The organism is Streptomyces sp. NPDC091282, assembly GCF_044757385.1.
Lineage (GTDB): Bacteria > Actinomycetota > Actinomycetes > Streptomycetales > Streptomycetaceae > Streptomyces > Streptomyces gramineus.
Window position 1 is genome coordinate 185,871 of sequence record NZ_JBIVUX010000008.1, and the last position, 18,251, is coordinate 204,121.

General features: G+C 71.4%; 14 protein-coding genes. 4 read left to right on the plus strand and 10 right to left on the minus strand.

Annotation, left to right across the window (positions count from 1 at the left end; all coding sequences use genetic code 11):
- Positions 1-38: 38 nt before the first annotated feature.
- The 4 genes from ACIQOE_RS32705 to ACIQOE_RS32720 form a co-directional block, all read right to left on the minus strand.
- On the minus strand, positions 39-905 hold the full coding sequence (locus ACIQOE_RS32705; RefSeq protein ID WP_365574398.1) for a carbohydrate ABC transporter permease: 867 nt from the start codon (positions 903-905) through the stop codon (positions 39-41).
- A gap of 11 nt (positions 906-916) precedes the next feature.
- The gene (locus tag ACIQOE_RS32710) at positions 917-1,864 is read right to left on the minus strand and encodes a sugar ABC transporter permease (protein ID WP_351323276.1); all 948 of its coding nucleotides are present in this window, start codon (positions 1,862-1,864) and stop codon (positions 917-919) included.
- 12 nt (positions 1,865-1,876) lie between these two features.
- Positions 1,877-3,220 carry an extracellular solute-binding protein gene (locus ACIQOE_RS32715; RefSeq protein WP_401415305.1) on the minus strand — a complete coding sequence of 448 codons (1,344 nt, stop codon included), beginning with the start codon at positions 3,218-3,220 and terminating at the stop codon, positions 1,877-1,879.
- A 166-nt stretch (positions 3,221-3,386) separates the two neighbouring features.
- Positions 3,387-4,451, minus strand: a complete 1,065-nt coding sequence (locus tag ACIQOE_RS32720; RefSeq protein WP_401415307.1) for a LacI family DNA-binding transcriptional regulator — start codon at positions 4,449-4,451, stop codon at positions 3,387-3,389.
- Positions 4,452-4,666: 215 nt separating this feature from the next.
- Between ACIQOE_RS32720 and ACIQOE_RS32725 the strand changes: the two genes are divergently transcribed.
- A complete protein-coding gene (locus tag ACIQOE_RS32725) occupies positions 4,667-6,526 on the plus strand; it encodes a glycoside hydrolase family 2 protein (RefSeq protein WP_401415309.1) in 1,860 nt (619 codons plus the stop codon).
- Positions 6,527-6,663: 137 nt separating this feature from the next.
- Here the strand turns inward: ACIQOE_RS32725 and ACIQOE_RS32730 are convergent, their stop codons facing one another.
- From ACIQOE_RS32730 to ACIQOE_RS32750, 5 genes are all read right to left on the minus strand, one after another.
- On the minus strand, positions 6,664-7,695 hold the full coding sequence (locus tag ACIQOE_RS32730; RefSeq protein WP_401415311.1) for an ABC transporter permease: 1,032 nt from the start codon (positions 7,693-7,695) through the stop codon (positions 6,664-6,666).
- A complete protein-coding gene (locus ACIQOE_RS32735; RefSeq protein WP_362641098.1) occupies positions 7,692-8,654 on the minus strand; it encodes an ABC transporter permease in 963 nt (320 codons plus the stop codon). Before ACIQOE_RS32735 ends, ACIQOE_RS32730 begins: the two co-directional genes overlap by 4 nt.
- The gene (locus ACIQOE_RS32740; RefSeq protein WP_401415314.1) at positions 8,647-10,164 is read right to left on the minus strand and encodes a sugar ABC transporter ATP-binding protein; all 1,518 of its coding nucleotides are present in this window, start codon (positions 10,162-10,164) and stop codon (positions 8,647-8,649) included. Before ACIQOE_RS32740 ends, ACIQOE_RS32735 begins: the two co-directional genes overlap by 8 nt.
- A 1-nt stretch (position 10,165) precedes the next feature.
- Positions 10,166-11,263: an ABC transporter substrate-binding protein gene (locus ACIQOE_RS32745; RefSeq protein ID WP_351323270.1), complete on the minus strand. Its 1,098-nt coding sequence runs from the start codon at positions 11,261-11,263 to the stop codon at positions 10,166-10,168.
- 143 nt (positions 11,264-11,406) lie between these two features.
- Positions 11,407-12,420 carry a LacI family DNA-binding transcriptional regulator gene (locus ACIQOE_RS32750; protein ID WP_351323269.1) on the minus strand — a complete coding sequence of 338 codons (1,014 nt, stop codon included), beginning with the start codon at positions 12,418-12,420 and terminating at the stop codon, positions 11,407-11,409.
- A 156-nt stretch (positions 12,421-12,576) separates the two neighbouring features.
- Here ACIQOE_RS32750 and ACIQOE_RS32755 point away from each other — a divergent pair, with 156 nt between their 5' ends.
- Complete coding sequence (locus tag ACIQOE_RS32755) at positions 12,577-15,183, plus strand: PA14 domain-containing protein (protein WP_365574416.1); 2,607 nt, start codon at positions 12,577-12,579, stop codon at positions 15,181-15,183.
- A 133-nt stretch (positions 15,184-15,316) separates the two neighbouring features.
- On the opposite strand, the gene ACIQOE_RS32760 is transcribed toward ACIQOE_RS32755, so the two are convergent.
- Positions 15,317-17,044, minus strand: a complete 1,728-nt coding sequence (locus tag ACIQOE_RS32760; RefSeq protein WP_351323388.1) for a GAF domain-containing sensor histidine kinase — start codon at positions 17,042-17,044, stop codon at positions 15,317-15,319.
- 257 nt (positions 17,045-17,301) lie between these two features.
- On the opposite strand from ACIQOE_RS32760, the gene ACIQOE_RS32765 reads away from it, so the two are divergent.
- The gene (locus ACIQOE_RS32765) at positions 17,302-17,766 is read left to right on the plus strand and encodes a pyridoxamine 5'-phosphate oxidase family protein (RefSeq protein ID WP_401415317.1); all 465 of its coding nucleotides are present in this window, start codon (positions 17,302-17,304) and stop codon (positions 17,764-17,766) included.
- 106 nt (positions 17,767-17,872) lie between these two features.
- On the plus strand, positions 17,873-18,247 hold the full coding sequence (locus ACIQOE_RS32770; protein WP_401415319.1) for an STAS domain-containing protein: 375 nt from the start codon (positions 17,873-17,875) through the stop codon (positions 18,245-18,247).
- The last annotated feature ends 4 nt before the right edge of the window (positions 18,248-18,251 follow it).

Genomic DNA, 18,251 nt, shown 5'->3' on the forward strand with positions numbered 1-18,251 from the left:
CGCGGCGGGCGGGAGCCGTCGCGCCCGCCGCGGACGGGTCACTTGATGCCGGTGGTGGCGATGCCCTGGACGATCTGCCGCTGGAAGACCAGGAAGACCGCGATGAGCGGGATGAAACCGAGGACCGAGGAGGCCATGATCTCGGCGTACTGGGGGCTGGTCGGGTCCACCAGCGAGGCCAGGCCCACCGGGATGGTCTGGGACTTGGTCTGGCTGAGGACCAGCAGCGGCCACAGGAAGGAGTTCCAGGAGCCGATGAAGGTGAGGATCGCGACCGTGGACACCGCCGGACGGCAGATCGGCATGCAGACGGTGGCGTAGACCCGCCACCAGCTCGCGCCGTCGATGCGGGCCGCCTCGATCAGCGCCGTCGGGATGCCGCGGAAGAACGAGTGGAAGACGAACACCGAGATCGGTGCCGCGACCGACGGCAGGACCAGCGCCCAGAACGTGCCGAGCAGGTGGAAGGACCGGTACTCGATGAACTGGGGCAGCACCAGCGCCTCGGTCGGCAGCATCAGGCCGGCGGTGACGACGGCCATGACCAGGGCCCGGCCGCGGAACCGCAGGAAGGCCAGGGCGAATCCGGCCATCGAGCAGAACGCCACCGTGAAGATCACGGCGAGTACCGAGATCACCAGGCTGTTGAGGTACCAGGTGCCGATCGGATGGTTGTCCCAGGCGGTCGCGTAGGCGTCCAGTGACCAGCCGCCCGCGAAGATCGACGTGGGACTCCGGGTGATGGCCGCGTCGTCGCGCAGCGAGGTGATCAGCGCCCAGGCGAAGGGCACCAGCCAGATCAGCGCGAACAGGGTCAGGCAGGTGGCGCAGAGCCGGTTGAAGAGCTTGGCGCCGTTGACCGCGCCCTTCGGTTCGGCGGTCCGCGGCTGGGTGATGGTGGTCATGGGTCCTCCGCTCAGGCCGCGCTGCCGGTCGCGCGACGGCGTCGCAGCCCGTACCAGGCCGCCGAGATCGCGACGATGATGACGAAATACACCATGGTGGCGGCAGCGCCGTAGCCACCTCGGTAGGCGGTGAAGCCGGTGTCGTAGATGTACTCGATGACCGGCCGGGTGGACTGGTTGGGTCCGCCGCCGAGCAGCTGGTAGATCTGGTCGAACACCTTCAGCGAGGCGAGGATCTGCAGGATCAGCACCAGGCTGGTGGTCCGGCCGAGCAGCGGGACCGTGATGTGGCGGATCTGCTGCCAGGGGCTCGCGCCGTCGATGGCCGCCGCTTCGTAGACGTCCGCGGGGACGTCCTGGATGGCGGCGGTGTAGAGGACGAAGTTGAAGCCGAACGTCCACCACACGGTCATCAGCACGACGGCGGTCCAGCCGCCCGAGGTGCTGCCGATGAAGTCGGGCACCGGCAGTCCGACGGCGCCGAAGACCTTCGGGAGGAGGCCGATCTGCGGGGTGTACATCCACAGGAAGATCAGGGTGACCACGGAGGACGGCACCACGTAGGGCACGAAGAAGGCGATGCGGTAGAAGAGCCGGCCGCGGCGGATGCGCGAGGCGAGGATGGCGACGCCCAGCGCGAGGACGACCAGCGGGGGTGTGGTCAGCAGGGTGAAGAGCACCGAGTGCCACATGCTCTCCCAGAAGAGGGAGTCGGTGAGCACCTCGTGGTAGTTCGACAGGCCGACGAAGTCCCCGAGGCCGCTCTTGACGGTGGTGGTGTTGAAGAAGCTCAGCACCACCCCGACCAGGAGCGGGCCGACCAGGAAGAGCAGGTAGATCACGAGGAAGGGGGCGGCGAGGAGTCTGCCCGCCCGGCGTTCGGAGGGGGCGGGCCGGTCGGCGGCGGGCTGTGCCGGGGATGCGGCTCGTGCCGGTCGCGTCGGGACGACGGTCGTCATGGTGACTGCCTCCTACTTCATCGTGACCGGCGGTCGGGACGTGGTGTACCGCTTCAGGGCGGAGCGCATCGCGGCCGCCGTGCCCGTGGGCGTGATGCGCCCGGCGAGCGCCTCGATGACCGTGCCGCCGATCACGCCCTGGAAGTCCGAGCCGGCGCCGGTGTACCAGGCCACCGGGTCGTACTGGGCGTCGAACGCGGCCTGGACGTAGTTGCGTTGCGGTGACTGGTCGAGGAACGCCTTGCTGCGCTGCGTCGGCAGCCACGCCGGGATGTGGCCGCCCTCGGCCCACACCGCGCTGCTGTCGAGGAGGCTCTTGACGAACGTCGCCGCGTTGCGGGTGCGGGTCTCGTCGCCGCGGTCGTTGCGCGGCAGGACGAGCGCGTGCGAGTCGGCGTACGCCACCGGCTTGGGGCCGAGCAGCGCCGGGAACGGCACGACGTTGAACTTGAGGTCCTCGACCGCGCGGTAGGTGGGGATCTGCCATTCGCCGTCGAAGAGGAAGCCGGCCTTGCCGGTGCTGAAGAGGGCGTTGGCGCCGGCTCCGGTGAGGTTCTTCGGCATCAGGTCCGGGCCGGTCAGGCTCTGCATGAAGGCGACCGTCTCGCGCATCGCCTCGTCGTCGATGGCGATCCTGGTCCCGGAGTCGGTGACGATCGGGCCGGCCAGGCCGGAGTAGACCATGCTGAAGAAGCGCCAGGCCGTGGACGGGTCGGCGGTGATCGACATGACCGCGCCGTACTGGGCGCCGCCCGCGTCCCGCATCGCCTTCACCGCGCCGACGAAGTCCTCCTTGCCCTTGAGGGGCACGAGATCGTCGCCCGAGGCGTTCAGCAGGCCCGCCTTGCGGGCGATGTCCACGTTGTAATAGAGCACGAAGGGGTGCGTGTCGAGCGGTACCGCGTAGGGGGTGCCGTCCACGGTGGCCTTCCGCCAGGCCGCCGGGGTGAACTTGTCCTCGGTGACGCCCAACTCCGCGAGCGGCGTCCGTGCGATCGGTTCCAGCAGGCCGGAGGCGGCGAGGAGCGGGAGCCGCGAGAGGTGGGTGATGCCCACGTCCGGCGGCGTGCCGCTCGCGATGGCCAGCGCCAGCTTCGTGTAGTACGGGTTGCCCCAGCCCAGGACGGTCGCCTCGACCGTCGTTCCCGGGTTGGCTTTTCGGAACGCCTTCTCCATCAGCACCATGTTGGCGCCGTCACCGCCGGTGAAGAGGTTCCAGAAGATGACGTCCGCGGTGTCCGGCTGTGAGCCCGTCAGGCCGGACACGAGCGGGGAGGAGCACGCCGCGAGCCCTCCGGTCAGGGCAAGGCCGCCGCCGAGGGCCAGAAACCGCCGGCGTGCCATCGCTCCGCTCATAGGGGTATTCACCTCGTTAATTCGATGTGAACTCGATGGCGCAGACCCTCGCACACGTTTTGCAACGATGCAATAGATCCCCGGGAAGAAGTCCCGACCGGCGCCGCCGGGGCCCTCGGGCCGCCCCGGAGGGGACCCGAAGGTCACCCCGGGACCGGCCCGCGGCTCACTCCGGAAGGGGCCCTCGGCGGGAGGACTCGCGGACGATCAGCCGGTACGGCGTGGCCACCTGGGGGGCCGCCGCGACCCCTCCCGCCTGCGGTTCCTCGCCGGACGCGGCCTCCCCGGACCCGCCGGGGGCCTGCATCTGCTCCTCCAGCAGGGCCAGCGAGCGCTCGGCGATGGCGTCGAGGTCGGGGGCGACGGAGGTGAGCGGCGGGTGCGTGTAGGCGGACTCCTGGACGGCGTCGATGCCGACGACGGCGACGTCCTCGGGCACCCGCACCCCGGAGGCGTCCAGGGCCCGCAGCGCCCCGACGGCGAGCGCGTCGTTGAAGGCGAAGACGGCGTCGGGCAGCGGGCCGTCGCCCTCCAGCAGCTCGCGCACGGCGCTGTGGCCCTGCTCCCTTGTCCAGTCCTCGACCGGTACGACCAGCCAGTTCACCCGCCGCACCCGGGCCGCCGACATCGCCTGCTCGTAGCCCTCGGTGCGCTGGCGGCCGTTCTCGCTGCCGTTGCGGCCGAGCGCGACGATCCGGCGGCAGCCCTGCTCCAGCAGGTGCTCCACGGCCGTCCGGGCGGCCGCCACGTTGTCGATGCCGACCCGCGGGAACTGGTCCCCGACGCTGTGCTCGCCCAGCATGACCAGCGGAAAGTCCGGCTTCTTCGCGGCGATGTCGGCGGCCGGCAGGGTCAGCGCGCTCAGCAGCACACCGTCGGCGACATTGGTCAGACCGCCCTCGATGATCCGCCGCTCCACCGCGCTGTCGCCCGCGGTCGACTCCACGAGCACCGTGATGCCGCGGCGGCCGGCGGCCCGGATCACGGCCTGGGCGAGTTCGGCGAAGTAGGGCTCGGCGAGGAACGGCACGGCGAGCGCGATGAAGCCGGTACGGCCCGACCGCAGGCCGCGCGCGAGGTAGTCCATGCGGTAGCCCAGCTCGTCGAGCGAGCGCTGCACCTTGGCGCGGGTGTCCGGGCTGACGTGGGAGAAGCCGTTGACCACGTTCGACACCGTCCGCACCGACACTCCGGCGTGCTCGGCCACGTCCCGCATCCGCACCTTGGCCACTGGGACCTCCTTCCCGTCGTGTCGGCACTCGGACCCTGCCGGGGCCCCGATCGGGCGCCCGGCGGGCTACCCGAGTCTGCCGCACCGGGAAGTCCCGGCCCATCGTCGCATCCCACCGAGGCCTTGCATCGATGCAAACGATCACTCATGATGGCAGGGCTTCGACCGTAGAAACGCCTATGCCGGGAATTCCGGAAAAGGCAGGAGGAGGGTCCGTGAAGGCGAGCGAGCAGGACGGGACGTATCCGAGGCCGATCCTGCGGCGGGACCGGTGGCACAGCCTCGACGGCGTCTGGGAGTTCGGGTACGACGACGGCCGCGTGGGCGAGCGCGAGGCGTGGTTCTCCGACGCGTCCACGGGCGGGTTCGACCGGGAGATCACCGTCCCGTTCCCGCCCGAGGCCCCCGCCTCCGGCGTCGGTGAGACCGCCGCCCACGCGGTGGTCTGGTACCGCCGCCGCATCCCCCACGAGATCCTCGCCGTCGACGGCGGCGACCGGGCGCTCGTGCACTTCGGGGCCGTCGACCACCGCGCGAAGGTCTGGCTGGACGGCCGCCCGGTGGCCGAACACGTCGGCGGCCAGACGCCGTTCACCGCCGACGTCACCGACGCGCTGCGCCCGGGAGCCGACGCGCACGTGCTCGTCGTCCGCGCCGAGGACGACCCGGCCGACCTGGCGCAGCCGCGCGGCAAGCAGGACTGGCAGGACCGCCCGCACGCGGTCTGGTACGAGCGGACCACCGGCATCTGGCAGACCGTGTGGACCGAGACCGTCGCCGCTCGCCACGTCACCGACCTGGCCTGGATCCCCGATCCGGCGCGCGGCGTCACGGCCGAGATCACCCTGGCCTCGGCACCCGACGGCCCGGTCAGCGTGGAGATCGAGCTGAGCCACGACGGCACGGTGCTCGCCGGGTCCACCACGGCCGTCCGCACCCCGCGCAGCCGCGTCGACCTCGTCGTGCCCGCCCTGCGCAACGGGATCGACCGCGAGGACCTGCTGTGGAGCCCCGAGCGGCCCACCCTGCTCGACGCCCGGGTGACGGTCCGCGACGCGGCCACCTCGGAGGTGCTGGACACCGTCGACAGCTACGTCGGCCTGCGCAGCGCCGGTGTCGGCCGCGGCGCCTTCCTGCTCAACGACCGTCCCTACTACGTACGTTCGGTCCTCAACCAGGGTTACCGTCCCGACACCCTGATCGCGAACTCCGGCACCGCCGAACTGCGCCGCGAGGTCGAGCTGATCAAGGCGATGGGCTTCAACGCGGTCCGGATCCACCAGAAGGCCGAGGACCCCCGCTTCCTGTACTGGGCCGACCGGCTCGGCCTGCTGGTGTGGGGCGAGACCGGAGCCGCCTACGAGTACGGCACCGAGGCCGTGGAGCTGCTGACCCGCGAGTGGCTGGACATGGTGCGGCGGGACCGCAGCCACCCCTCGATCGTCACCTGGGTTCCGGTCAACGAGAGCTGGGGCTGCTCCGACATGGCGAACGACCCGGCCCAGCGGGCCTACACGGTCGCGCTCGCGAACCTCACCCGCGCCCTGGACCCGACCCGCCCGGTCATGTCCAACGAGGGCTGGGAGCACACCGACAGCGACATCATGGGCGTGCACGACTACGCGTCCGACCCCGCGCTGCTCACCCGCCGCTACGGCGACGCCGCCGGGTTCGAGGCGCTGCTTGCCTCGCCGGGTCCGGCCGGGCGGACCCTCTCCCTCGACGCGCGGCAGACAAAGCGCTACCGCGCCGGCGAAGTCCCCCTGATGGTGACCGAGTTCGGCGGCCTGTCGGTGGGCGCCGAGGAGGACGAGTTCTCCTACACACGGACCACGTCGGACGCGCAGTACGCCGCTCTGCTCGGCGACATCTTCGGGGTGCTGCACACGAGCCCGATCGTCGCGGGCTTCTGCTACACGCAGTTCATGGACACCGCCCAGGAGACCAACGGCCTCCTCTACACCGACGGTTCACCGAAGCTGCCGCTGGAGACGATCCGCCGCATCGTCACCGGCACCGAGCCCGCCCCCGAGGTGAAGCCGGAGCCGCAGGACGTGGACGGCGCGGAGCGGTGACCCGTGGCGGACCTCGGCGCGCCGACCGCGCCGAGGTCCGCCGGCCCCTGCTCCCCCGCTGTCCGAACGCGACGGCGGCTCCGGCGCGGACGCTCCGGGGACACGGCGGTCCGTGGGACGTCGCGGCGGGGAAGGTGTCAGAGCACTCTCCGCCTCCGGCCGAGCCAGGTCTGCGCGACCACCACCACGGCCAGGAACGCCCCGCTGACGACCTGCTGGTAGGCGGAGTCGAGCGAGCCGATCTGGTTGATCACGTTCTGGATGACCTTCAGCAGCAGCACGCCGACCAGGGAGCCGCTGATGAATCCGGAACCGCCGCTGAGCAGGGTGCCGCCGATGACGACGGCCGAGATGGCCTCCAGCTCCATTCCACTGCCGAGGATCGTCACTCCGGACAGCAGCCAGGCCGCGTTGAGCGCGCCGGCCAGTCCGGCGCACAGCCCGGAGAGCGTGTAGACGGAGATCTTCGTGCGGGCCACCGGCGCGCCCATCAGGGCGCCGGCGTCCTCGTTGCCGCCGACCGCGTAGACGTACTGCCCGAACCTGGTCCGGCGCAGCACGACGGCCCCGACGGCGAACAGCGCCACGGTGATCCACACGGGTACTCCGATGCCGCCCAGGGAGCTCTGTCCGAGGGTGGCGAAGAAGGAGTCCTTGTCGACGAGGTAGGTCGTCGAGCCCTCGTCGGTGAGGGCCAGCAGGACGCCCCGGGCGCCCAGCATCGCCGCCAGCGTGACGATGAACGGCGGCAGCCCGACGCGTGCGATCAGCACGCCGTTGAGCAGGCCGACCAGTCCGCAGCCGGCGAGCGGCAGCAGCAGGGCGACGGCCGTGCCGTACTGCGAGCCCCAGGCGGCGAGCACACCGCCGAGCGCGAACAGCGAACCCACCGACAGGTCGATGCCGCCGGTGACGATCACGAACGTCATGCCGAGGGCGACCACGGCGAGGAACGCCGAGGACAGCGCCATGTTCTCCAGGTTGTCGCCGGTCAGGAAGGTGTCGAAGCTCAGCGACGCCACGGCCATGGCGATCACGAGGGTGACCAGGGCGCCGTGCTGCTGCGCGAGCCCGCTCAGCCGCTCGGAGCGGTTCATGCGCCGGGGACCGGCGTCCGTGCCGTTCAGGGTCTCGCCCGGCATTCCGGCCTCTTCGGTCTGTGTGGTCATCTCCCGCCTCGCTCCCGGGCCGCGTAGACGGCGAGGACGATCACCACGGCCTGAGCGATCTGGGTCCACGACGGCGGCAGGTCGTGCTTGATGAGGGTGGTGGTGAGCAACTGGATGAGCACGGCACCCGCGACGGTGCCGCCGATGCGCACCCGTCCGCCGCTGAGCGGGGTGCCACCGACGACCACGGCGGTGATGGCGGACAGCTCCATCAGCGTGCCGAGGGAGGTGGGGTCGCTCGCGGCGAGGCGGGCGGTGGCCAGGACGCCCGCGACCGCGGCGAGGGCGCCGGAGCAGACGTAGACCACGACCAGGACCCGGCGTACGGGGAGGCCCGCGAGCCGGGCCGCCGGACGGCTGTCGCCGACGGCCAGCACCTGCCGCCCGAACGTGGTGCGGCGCATCACGAACGTGACCAGCAGCGCGAGCGCGGCGGCGATGAGGACCAGGTAGGGCACCCCGAGGACGGCGCCGGAGCCGAGCGCCGCGAGGCCCGGGTCGTGCACGTCCTTGAGCTGGGGCAGCAGGACCAGGGCCAGTCCGCGTCCGGCGACCATCAGGGCGAGGGTGGCGACGATGGGCTGGACGCCGACGAACGCGATCAGGGCGCCGTTGGCGACGCCGACCACGGCACCGGCGAGGACCGCGATCAGGAGGGCGATCCAGGGGCCGTAGCCGAGGTAGAGGGAGAGGAGGGAGGTGGCCAGCGCCATCACGGAGCCCACCGACAGGTCGACGCCCTCGGTGCCGATCGCCAGTGCCATGCCCAGCGCGACGATCAGGACCGGTGCCACCTGCACGGCCTGGGTGCGGAAGTTCTCCGTGGAGGCGAAGTGCGGGGTGAAGGCGAAGTTGAACAGCAGCAGCACCAGGACGCCGGTGTACACGCCGTAGTCCTGGAGCAGGCGCAGCAGCCGGGTGCGGTCCAGCGTGCCGCGCGCGAGCGTGAGGTCAGTCATCGCGTTCTCCCGCGGGTACGGCGGCGATGGCGCGCATCAGCTCGCCCTCGGTGACGGCGTCGCCGGTGAGTTCGCGGACCACGGCGCCGTCCTTGAGGACCACCACGCGGTCGCTGCCCTCGATCAGTTCCTCGGTGTCGGAGGAGATCAGCAGCACGGCCAGGCCGTCGTCGGCGAGTTCGTCGACGAGGGCCTGCACCTCGGCCTTGGCGCCGACGTCGATGCCGCGGGTCGGCTCGTCCAGGAGCAGGACCTTCGGGTGCAGGGCGAGCCAGCGGGCCAGCAGGACCTTCTGCTGGTTGCCGCCGGAGAGTTCGCCGACCTTCTGGTGCGCGCTCGCGGCCTTGATGCGGAGCCGTTTCATGAACGTCTCGACGATCCGGTCGACGCGGGCGTCGTCGACGAGGCCGAAGCGGGACAGGCCGGGCAGCGCGGCGAGCGCGATGTTCTCGCGGACCGACAGGCCCGGCAGGATGCCCTCGCTCTTGCGGTCCTCCGGCAGCAGGCTGATGCCGGCGCGGATCGCCGCGGCGGTGGAGTTCGCCCGTACCGGGACGCCGGCGACGACGACGCGGCCCGAGTCGGTGGGCAGGGCGCCGGCGATGGCCTTCGCGGTCTCGCTGCGGCCGGAGCCGAGCAGGCCGCCGAGGCCCACGACCTCGCCGGGCCGCACCGACAGCGACACCTTCCGCAACTGATGGCGGATCGTCAGGTCGGTTGCGGTCAGGACCGGTTCGGCCTCGGTGTCGTGCGCTCCGGAGAACTTGGTCATGCCCTCCGCGCGCACCTCGCCGATCTCCCGGCCGAGCATCATGGCCACCAGGCGCAGTCGGTCGAGTTCGGCGAGCGGGCCGGTGTGCACCACCCGGCCGTCGCGCAGGACGGTGATCGTGTCGCAGAGTTCGTACAGCTCGTCCATGCGGTGGCTGACGTAGACGACGGCGACGCCGCGTTCACGCAGCATGCGGATCACCTCGAACAGGGTCTGCACCTCGCGCGGTTCGAGGGAGGAGGTCGGTTCGTCCATGATGACGACACGGGCCTCGACGGCGACGGCGCGGGCGAGCGCGACCATCTGCTGGGCGCCGACGCCGAGTTCGCGCAGCGGCCGGCGCACGTCGACCCGGATGCCGAGGCCGCGCAGCGCCTCCTCGGCCTCCCGGTGCATGCGCCGGAAATCGATCAGGCCCAGCCGGTTCAGCGGTTCGCGGCCGAGGAACAGGTTGCGGGCCACGCTCATCAGCGGGACGAGGTTGACCTCCTGGTAGATGGTGGAGATGCCCGCCTGCTGGGCCTGGAGCGGGGTGGTGAAGCGGACGGGTCCGCCGTCGTAGGTCACCTCGCCGTGGTCGGGCCGGTACACGCCGGTGAGCACCTTGATCAGCGTCGACTTGCCGGCCCCGTTCTCGCCGACGAGCGCGTGCACCTGCCCGGCGCGCGCGGTGAAGTCCACGTCGGACAGCGCGCGCACGCCGGGGAAGGTCTTGGACAGCCGGCTGACGGAGAGCACGTCAGTAGGCCTTGCCGAGGTCCGCCTGGGCGTTGCTCTTGTCGTAGGCGCTGTCCTTGATGACGATGTCCTGCCCGACCTTCTCGCCCTTGGTGAAGGTGTCGAGGGTCTGGAAGGCGAGCGGTCCGAACCGCGGGTTGGACTCGATCACCGCGGAGATCCAGCCGTCCACGATGCCCTGGACGGCGTTGCGGGTTCCGTCGATGGTCACGATCTTGACGTCGCCGGGCTTCTTGCCCGCGCCCTTGAGGGCGTTGACGGCGCCGAGGCCCATCTCGTCGTTCTCGGCGTAGATCCCGGTGATGCCGGGCTTGGACTGGATGAGGTTCTCGGTGACCGACTGGCCCTTCTCGCGGGCGAATTCGCCGGTCTGGCGGAACACGATCTTCAGGCCGGGTGCCTTCTCCTTGATGCGGTCCTCGAAGCCCTTGGTGCGCTCGGTGGTCACGTTGTTGCCGGCGGCGCCGAGGAGGATGGCGATCTCCCCCTTGCCGCCGGTCGCGGCGATCATCTGGTCCGCGGCCCGTTTGCCCTGCTCGACGAAGTCGGAGCCGATGAAGCTCACGTAGTCCTTGCAGGCGGTCGCGTTGATCTTGCGGTCGATGGTCACGATCGGGATGTGCTTGGCGGCCGCGGTGCGCAGCACCGGCTCCCAGCCGTCGGAGTTGAGCGGGGCGATGACCAGGAGGTCGGCGCCCTTGGCGATGAGGTCCTGGACGTCGCTGATCTGCTTGGAGAACTGCGACTGGGCGTTGGCGGTGAGCAGTTTGACGCCCTCCGCCTTGGCCTCGGCCTTGATGGAGGCGGTCTCAGCGATCCGGAAGGGGTTGGCCTCCTTCTCGGACTGGGAGAAGCCGACGGTGGCGGACTTCAGGTCGGTCTTCTGGCCGCCGTAGGCGTCGATGGTGCAGGTCGGGCCGGAGGCGGTGCCGGGTGAGGCGACCACCTGTCCGGCGTCGTCCCCTTTCGAGGCGGCGGGCTTGGTGCTCGCATCGTCCTCGGACTTGGTGCATCCGGTCGCGAGCGCGAGGCCCGCCACCAGGCCGGCGGCGAGAAGGGTGCGTGCGGAGGTGCGACGGGCAAGTGCGGTGGGCTTCATCAGGGGTCCCCAAACGGCACGGCCCCGGAGCCGAGAGCGCTCTCGGGGAGGCTTGCTCTTGCGTCAACTCAGCGTGCTCGTCGTTCAGGGGAGGTTTTTACATCGTTGGAAGGGCCGTGTAAAGCCTTCCGTCCGAAATCTCGTCACCGCCGGCCCAGGGTGCTCTCCCGCTCGACGAGCTCGAATTTCGCGATCAGTTCGCGCCCGCCGGGCTCCTCGCGGCCCGACAGGCTGCGCAGCAGCGAGGCGACGGCCATCTTCGCGATGGCCTGCTTGTCCGGCGAGACCGTCGTCAGGGTGACGGCCCCGAACCGCCCTTCCGCGATGTCGTCGAAGCCCACCACCGCCACGTCCCACGGCACCCGCAGACCCCGCTCGTGCAGCACCCGCATCGCCCCGATCGCGATCAGGTCGTTGAAGGCGAACACGGCGTCCGGTCGCACGCCGGAGTCCAGCAGTTCGGCCATCGCGCGCGCCCCGTCGTCCCGGTCCCAGCCGCCGACCGGCACCACCAGGCTGTCCGGCGCCGGCACCCCGGCCGCCGCCAGCTCCGTGCGCCAGCCGTCCAGCCGCAGGTGGGCGGGCTCGTTCACGGAGTCGGTGCGCACGCCGAGGTAGGCGATCCGGGTGCGGCCACGGCCCAGCAGATGGCGCACCGCGCACCGGGCCGCCGCCACGTTGTCGATCGCGATGTGGTCGAAGGGCAGGCCGTACTCGCGCTCGCCGAGCAGCACCAGCGGCACGTCTGCCGACCTGCCCCGCAGGTCCTCGGCCTCCAGGGTCAGCGGGCTGAGGATCAGCCCGTCGATCACCCCGCCCCGGAATCCCTGGCTGACCAGGATCTCCTGCTCGCGCTCGCCCCGCGTGTGGTCGAGCAGGACGGTGAACTCGTGCTCCGCGGCCGCGTCGATCACGGCGCCGGCCAGCTCAGCGAAGTACGGGTTGCCGAGTTCGGGGACGGCGAGCGCGATGATCCCCGTCCGGCCCTTGCGCAGATGCCGCGCGGTGAGGTTGGGCCGGTAGCCGAGCTCGTCGATCGCCGCCTGCACCCTGGCGCGCATGGCCGGGGTGACGTGCGGATAGTTGTTCACCACGTTGGACACGGTCTTGATCGAAACGCCCGCGCGTTCCGCCACGTCCCTCAGGCTGACCCGCAAGGGATCTCCTCAGCGTCGATGAGTGCCCCGTCCCCGGGGATTGTCATGCCCCTGGACAGAGGCCGAGAGCCGTGCTCTCATGCCAACTGCCGTTCCTTCCAACGTTGTACAGACTGAAGCAACGAGCCGCCACCCTTCCTCACCCAAGGAGGATTCGTGCGCATCAGACCTCTCGGACAACGCCTCGCCCTGCTGCTCGCCGCGGCACTGGGCCTCACCGGCCTCACCGCGGCACCCGCCGCCACCGCGGCCGACGACCCCGTGGAAGTCCACGGCCTCAAGGGCGAGTACTACACCCAGTCCGCCCCCGGCGCCTTCGACTTCGACAAGCTCAAGGCCACCGGGTTCGATCCGAACCTCGACTTCGACACGCTGGAGCCGCGCCTGAACTTCGCCACCGGCCAGTCCGACGACGTCAGCGTCCGCTGGACCGGGAAGGTCGTGCCGGAGAAGACCGGACCCACCACGTTCTCCGTCATCGGCGACAACGGGTTCCGGCTCTGGGTCGGCGGCCAGTTGGTCATCGACCACTGGGTGGACGACTGGGACCGTGAACAGACCGCCCAGCCGGTCGAGTTGACCGCGGGCACGGCCTACGACATCAAGGTCGAGTACTTCGAGCACTACGGCGGATCCAACCTCCACCTCCGCTGGACCCCGCCCGGCGGCACCAAGACCGCCGTACCCCAGTCGGCGTTCCGGCTGCCCGACGGCTACGACTACGACGGAGCCGTCTCCACCACCGTCGTGAGCAGCGGCCGCACGCTGGCCCTCGAATTCGCGAAGCCGCTCGGCGCACCGCCCGCCGGTCTCGGCGAGCACGTCGACGCCGTGATCGGAGGCGCCGCCTGGCCCCTGGGCAGTGCCCGCCTGGACTCCGCCGACCCCCGCAAGCTGCTGATCACGCTGAAGGAACCGGTCGTCGGCAACAAGACCGGCACCGCCTCGGGTCTCGCCGACGTGCGCTACGACGGCCAGGGCGGTCTGACCCGTGCGGATGGCAACGTTGTCAGCTCCTTCTGGAGCAGCGGTGCCAACAAGTCGACGTACGAGTTGCGCACCCGGTGGGCGGACAAGGTCTCCCCGGACAACGCCCATCCGGAGTACCCGAGGCCCCAACTCACCCGTGACTCCTGGCAGAACCTCAACGGCACCTGGCAGTTCGCCGCCGCCACGGCGGGAGAGCAGCCGCCGGTGGGCAGGAAGCTCGGCGAGAAGATCCTCGTCCCGTATCCCGTCGAGTCGCAGCTGTCCGGGCTCGAACGGCACGAGGACCGGATGTGGTACCGGCGCACCTTCACCGTCCCGGCCGGCTGGAAGATCGGCTCCGGCAAGCGGCTGCAGCTGAACTTCGGCGCGGTCGACTGGCGGGCCACGGTGTACGTCAACGGCACCGAGGTGGCCGAACACCAGGGCGGCTACGACAAGTTCAGTGCCGACATCACCGACGCCCTGAAGCCCGGCCGCACCCAGGAGCTGATCGTCGGGGTCTACGACCCGACCGACGCCGCCGCCGGCGAGAACCCGCCGGTCGGCAAGCAGCGCCTGGACCCCAGCGGCATCTGGTACACGCCGACCTCCGGCATCTGGCAGACGGTGTGGATGGAGCCGGTCGCCGCCGACCACGTCGACCAGCTCAAGCTCACCCCGGACGTCGACGCCGGCACCCTGACCGTGGAACCGCAGGGCGTCCGCGACGGTCTGCCGGTCACCGCGACGGCCTACCAGGGCAAGCGCGCGGTGGCCACCGTCACCGGCCGCAGCGGCGGACCCCTGACCCTGCGCATCCGCAACCCGCGGCTGTGGTCGCCCGACGACCCGTTCCTCTACGACCTGAGGGTGAGCGTCGGGGCCGACCGGGTCGGCAGCTACTTCGGGATGCGGTCGGTGAAGGTCGAGAAGGTGAACGGCGTGCCGCGCACCCTGCTCAACGGGAAGCCGGTCTTCATGATGGCCACCCTCGACCAGGGATTCTGGCCGGACGGCCTGTACACCGCGCCGACCGATGAAGCACTCGCCTACGACCTGAAGATGCACAAGAGCATGGGCTTCAACGCGGTGCGCAAGCACATCAAGGTGGAGCCCGACCGATGGTTCTACTGGGCCGACCGGCTCGGTCTGATGGTGTGGCAGGACATGCCCGCGATGACCGCGGGAGTGAACCCGTCCGCCCAGGCCCGCGCCGAGTACGAGCGCGAGATGAAGCAGATGATCGACGAGCACTACAGCAGCCCGTCGGTCGTCATGTGGGTCACCTTCAACGAGGGCTGGGGCCAGTACGACATGGCCCGCGTCGCCGACCAGGCCAAGGCCTGGGACCCGACCCGGCTGGTCAACTCCATGTCCGGGCTCAACCTCGGCGAGGACGGCGGCACCGGCGACATCATGGACGAACACGGCTATCCCAGTCCGGCCCTGCCACCGCACCCCGACGGCCGGCGGGCCCTGGTCGCCGGCGAGTACGGCGGCCTGGGCCTGGCCGTGCCCGGTCACGCCTGGTCGGTGCAGCAGTCGTACGTCGACGTCGACCCTGCGGCCTACACCGACGACTACCTGGCCAAGCTGGCCGAGGTCCACGCGCTGGCCTGCGAGGGCGGCAACGGCGCGGTGTACACCCAGATCTCGGACGTCGAAGGTGAGCTCAACGGCCTGCTGACGTACGACCGCAAGGTCGTCAAGCCGGATGTCCAACGGCTCAGGACGGCTCAGCGGGCGTTGATCTCCGACGCCTCGCGGGCCACGCCGGCCGGGTGCGCCTCCTGACGCCCGGCCGGAACCGGCGGACGCCTCCCCGCGCCGCGCCGCCTGTCCTGCGCCGCCCGTGAGAGGAGCGTGGTCCGCCGTCGCCCGAACGGCGGCGGACCACGCTCCCGACTCCCCCGGCCTGCCGGAGGAGTCAGTCCCGCGTCACCGGGACCCGCCACACCAGCGTGGTCCCGCCGTCGCGGGGGCAGTCCCAGTCCAGCCGGCCGCCGAGCTGCTCGGCGCGCTCCGCCATGTTGCGCAGGCCGCTGCGGCGGCCGGAGGGCGGGATGCCGACGCCGTTGTCCCTGACCGTCAGGCGCAGTTCGCGGCCGTCGGTGGCCAGGGTGACGTCGGCCCGGTCGGCGCGGGCGTGCCGGGCGATGTTGGTGAGGGCCTCGGAGAGCACGGCCACGGCGTGGTCGGCGGTCTCCCTGGACACGTCGGTGTCCAGGAGCCCTTCCATGCGGACGCCGGGGGCGAAGCCGAGCACCGGCGCCGACTCCCCGGCCACCCGTACGGCGCGGGCCCGCAGTCCCGTCCCGGCGTCGCCGTCACGGGTCCGCAGCCCGAAGATCGTCGACCTGATGATCCTGATGGTCTCGTCCAGGTCGTCCACGGCGCGCGCCACCCGCTCGGCGGCCTCGGGGTGCTCGACGAACCGGCCCGCGCTCTGCAGGGTCATGCCGGTGGCGAACAGCCGCTGGATCGCCAGGTCGTGCAGGTCGCGGGCGATCCGGTCACGGTCCTTGAGCACCGCGACCTCCTCGGCGTCCTGCCGCCGCTGCGCCAGCTCCATCGCGACCGCGGCCTGGGCGGCGAAGGCCTGGAGGGTCTCGGTCTCCGTCGGGGTGAACGTCGGCCGGCCGGATTCCCGCGCCAGCAGCAGCACGCCCCGGGCCCCGCCCTCGCCGGTGCCGATGGGGACTGCCACGGCGGGTCCCAGGCCCTGGAAGCGGGGCGGCTCCGGGGAGATGCGCGGGTCGTGGCAGACGTCCGCGGAGACGGCGGGGGCCGCCGAGGCGAACGCGCGTCCCATCAGGGTGGAGTCCAGCGGCAGGACGAGTCCCCGGTGCGCCTCGGCGTCCATGCCGACGGCGATCTCCACCGCGAGCGACCCGGTCCCGGCCATGGGCAGCGCGACCGCGGCGAGCGCGGAACCGGTGATCTCACCGGCCCGTTCGGCGATCTGGCCGAGCACCTCGGCGGGCCCGCGGCCCGACATCAGGTTGTGTGTGATCTCCGCGTTCGCGCGCAGCCAGCGTTCCCGCAGCCGGGACTCCTCGTAGAGACGGGCGTTGTCGATGGCGACGCCCGCGGCCACGGCCAGGGTCGACAGGACCGACTCGTCCTCCTCGTCGAACTGCGCCCCGCCGTGCTTCTCGGTGAGGTACAGGTTTCCGAAGACCTGCTCGCGCACCCGGATGGGGACGCCGAGGAAGGTGTCCATCGGCGGGTGGTCGACCGGGAAGCCGTAGGAGGCGGGGTGCTCGGAGAGCTTCGCCAGGCGCAGCGGCTCGGGGCGGCGGATCAGCTCGCCGAGGATGCCGTGGCCCTCCGGGTACGGCCCGATCCGGGCGATCTGCTCGTCGGTGACGCCGATGGTGTGGAAGGCGGACAGCCGCTTGCCGTCCGGGCCGATCACGCCGAGGGCCGCGTACTCGGCGTCGACGAGGACCGCGGCGGCCTCCACGATGCTGTGCAGGGCCTGCTCCAGGTCCAGTTCCCGGCCGACCGAGAGCACCGCCTCCAGCAGACTGTGCACCCGGTCCCGGGTGCCGCGGGCCGCGTCCAGCCGCGCCTGCAGCTCCTCCAGCAGCTCGTCCAGCCTGAGCTGCGGCAGGCGTACGCGAGCCTGCTGGGGCTCCTCGGGGCTTCCCACCTGGTTCTCCTCGGGCACTTCGGGCGGGGTGACACCGGCCGCTCCAGTCATTTGTCACGTTACCGGCCGAAGGCGGGCGACGGTACGGATTCGGACGCGCCGGGACCGTACGGGTCCGTGCCGGGGCCGATCGGCCCTGGGAAAGGACCGGCACCGCGGGAGACAGTGGCCAAAGGAGCGGCACCGGTCCCCCGCGGTGCCGCTCCGCACGCCTGCCCGCCGACACCGGGCAGTCCGCCGGCCCTCCGGAAGCCGTCATGATCCACGACCACGACCGGCCCGTCACCGCGGGCGGACGCCGCCGCGTCGACCTCGACGCCGCCACGGCGCTGCGCCTGCTGGGCAGCGTGTCCCTGGGCAGGATCGTCTTCACCCGGCACGCCCTGCCGGCCGTCCGTCCGGTCGACCACGTCCTGGACGGCGGTGAGATCGTCGTCCGCACCCACGCGGGCGCCGACGTGAGCGCGTACGTCCGGCAGGGCGGCGGTCTCGGCGCCGTCGTCGCCTACGAGGCCGACAGCATCGACCCGGACACCCGTCTGGGCTGGAGCGTGGTGGTGACGGGTTACGCCCGCCTCGTGACCGACCCCGTCGAACTCGCCCGCTACCGGGCGGTGTTGCGTCCCTGGGTGGATCAGGCGACGGACCGGGCGATCCGGGTCCGCCCGGAGCTGGTCACCGGGATCCTGCTGAGCGCGGACGGCGGCCCGGACGAGGTCTGAACAGGAGCCGGGCGACCGGTCCCCGTCCGGCGGGGCCGGGCGGCCCCGGGGACCGGGGACCGTTCGGCCCTTCCGCACCTTCCGCGGGCGGCGCTTGGATCGCTGCATGTCCGAGAACCCCACGGAGCCCGTGCCGTCCTCTGCCGTCCGCACGGTCGGCGGGACGACCGTGATGACGCTGCACGGCGAGATCGACCTCGAGACGTCGATCCCGCTGATGTCCCGTCTCGACGCGCGTACCGCGGGGCCGTGCCCCGATCTCGTCCTGGACCTGCGTCCGGTGAGCTTCATCGACTGCGCCGGGCTGAGCGTGCTGTGCCGGGCCCTGAACCGGGTCAGGGCGCGGCACGGCAGGCTCCGGCTGGTCACCGACAGCGGCCGCTTCCACAGGATCCTGCGGGCCGCCGGTCTGGGCGAGGTGTTCGAGCTGCAGGCGCAGCTGCCCGAACCGCTCGCCCCGAAGCCCGTCGCCGCGGTCTGAACGG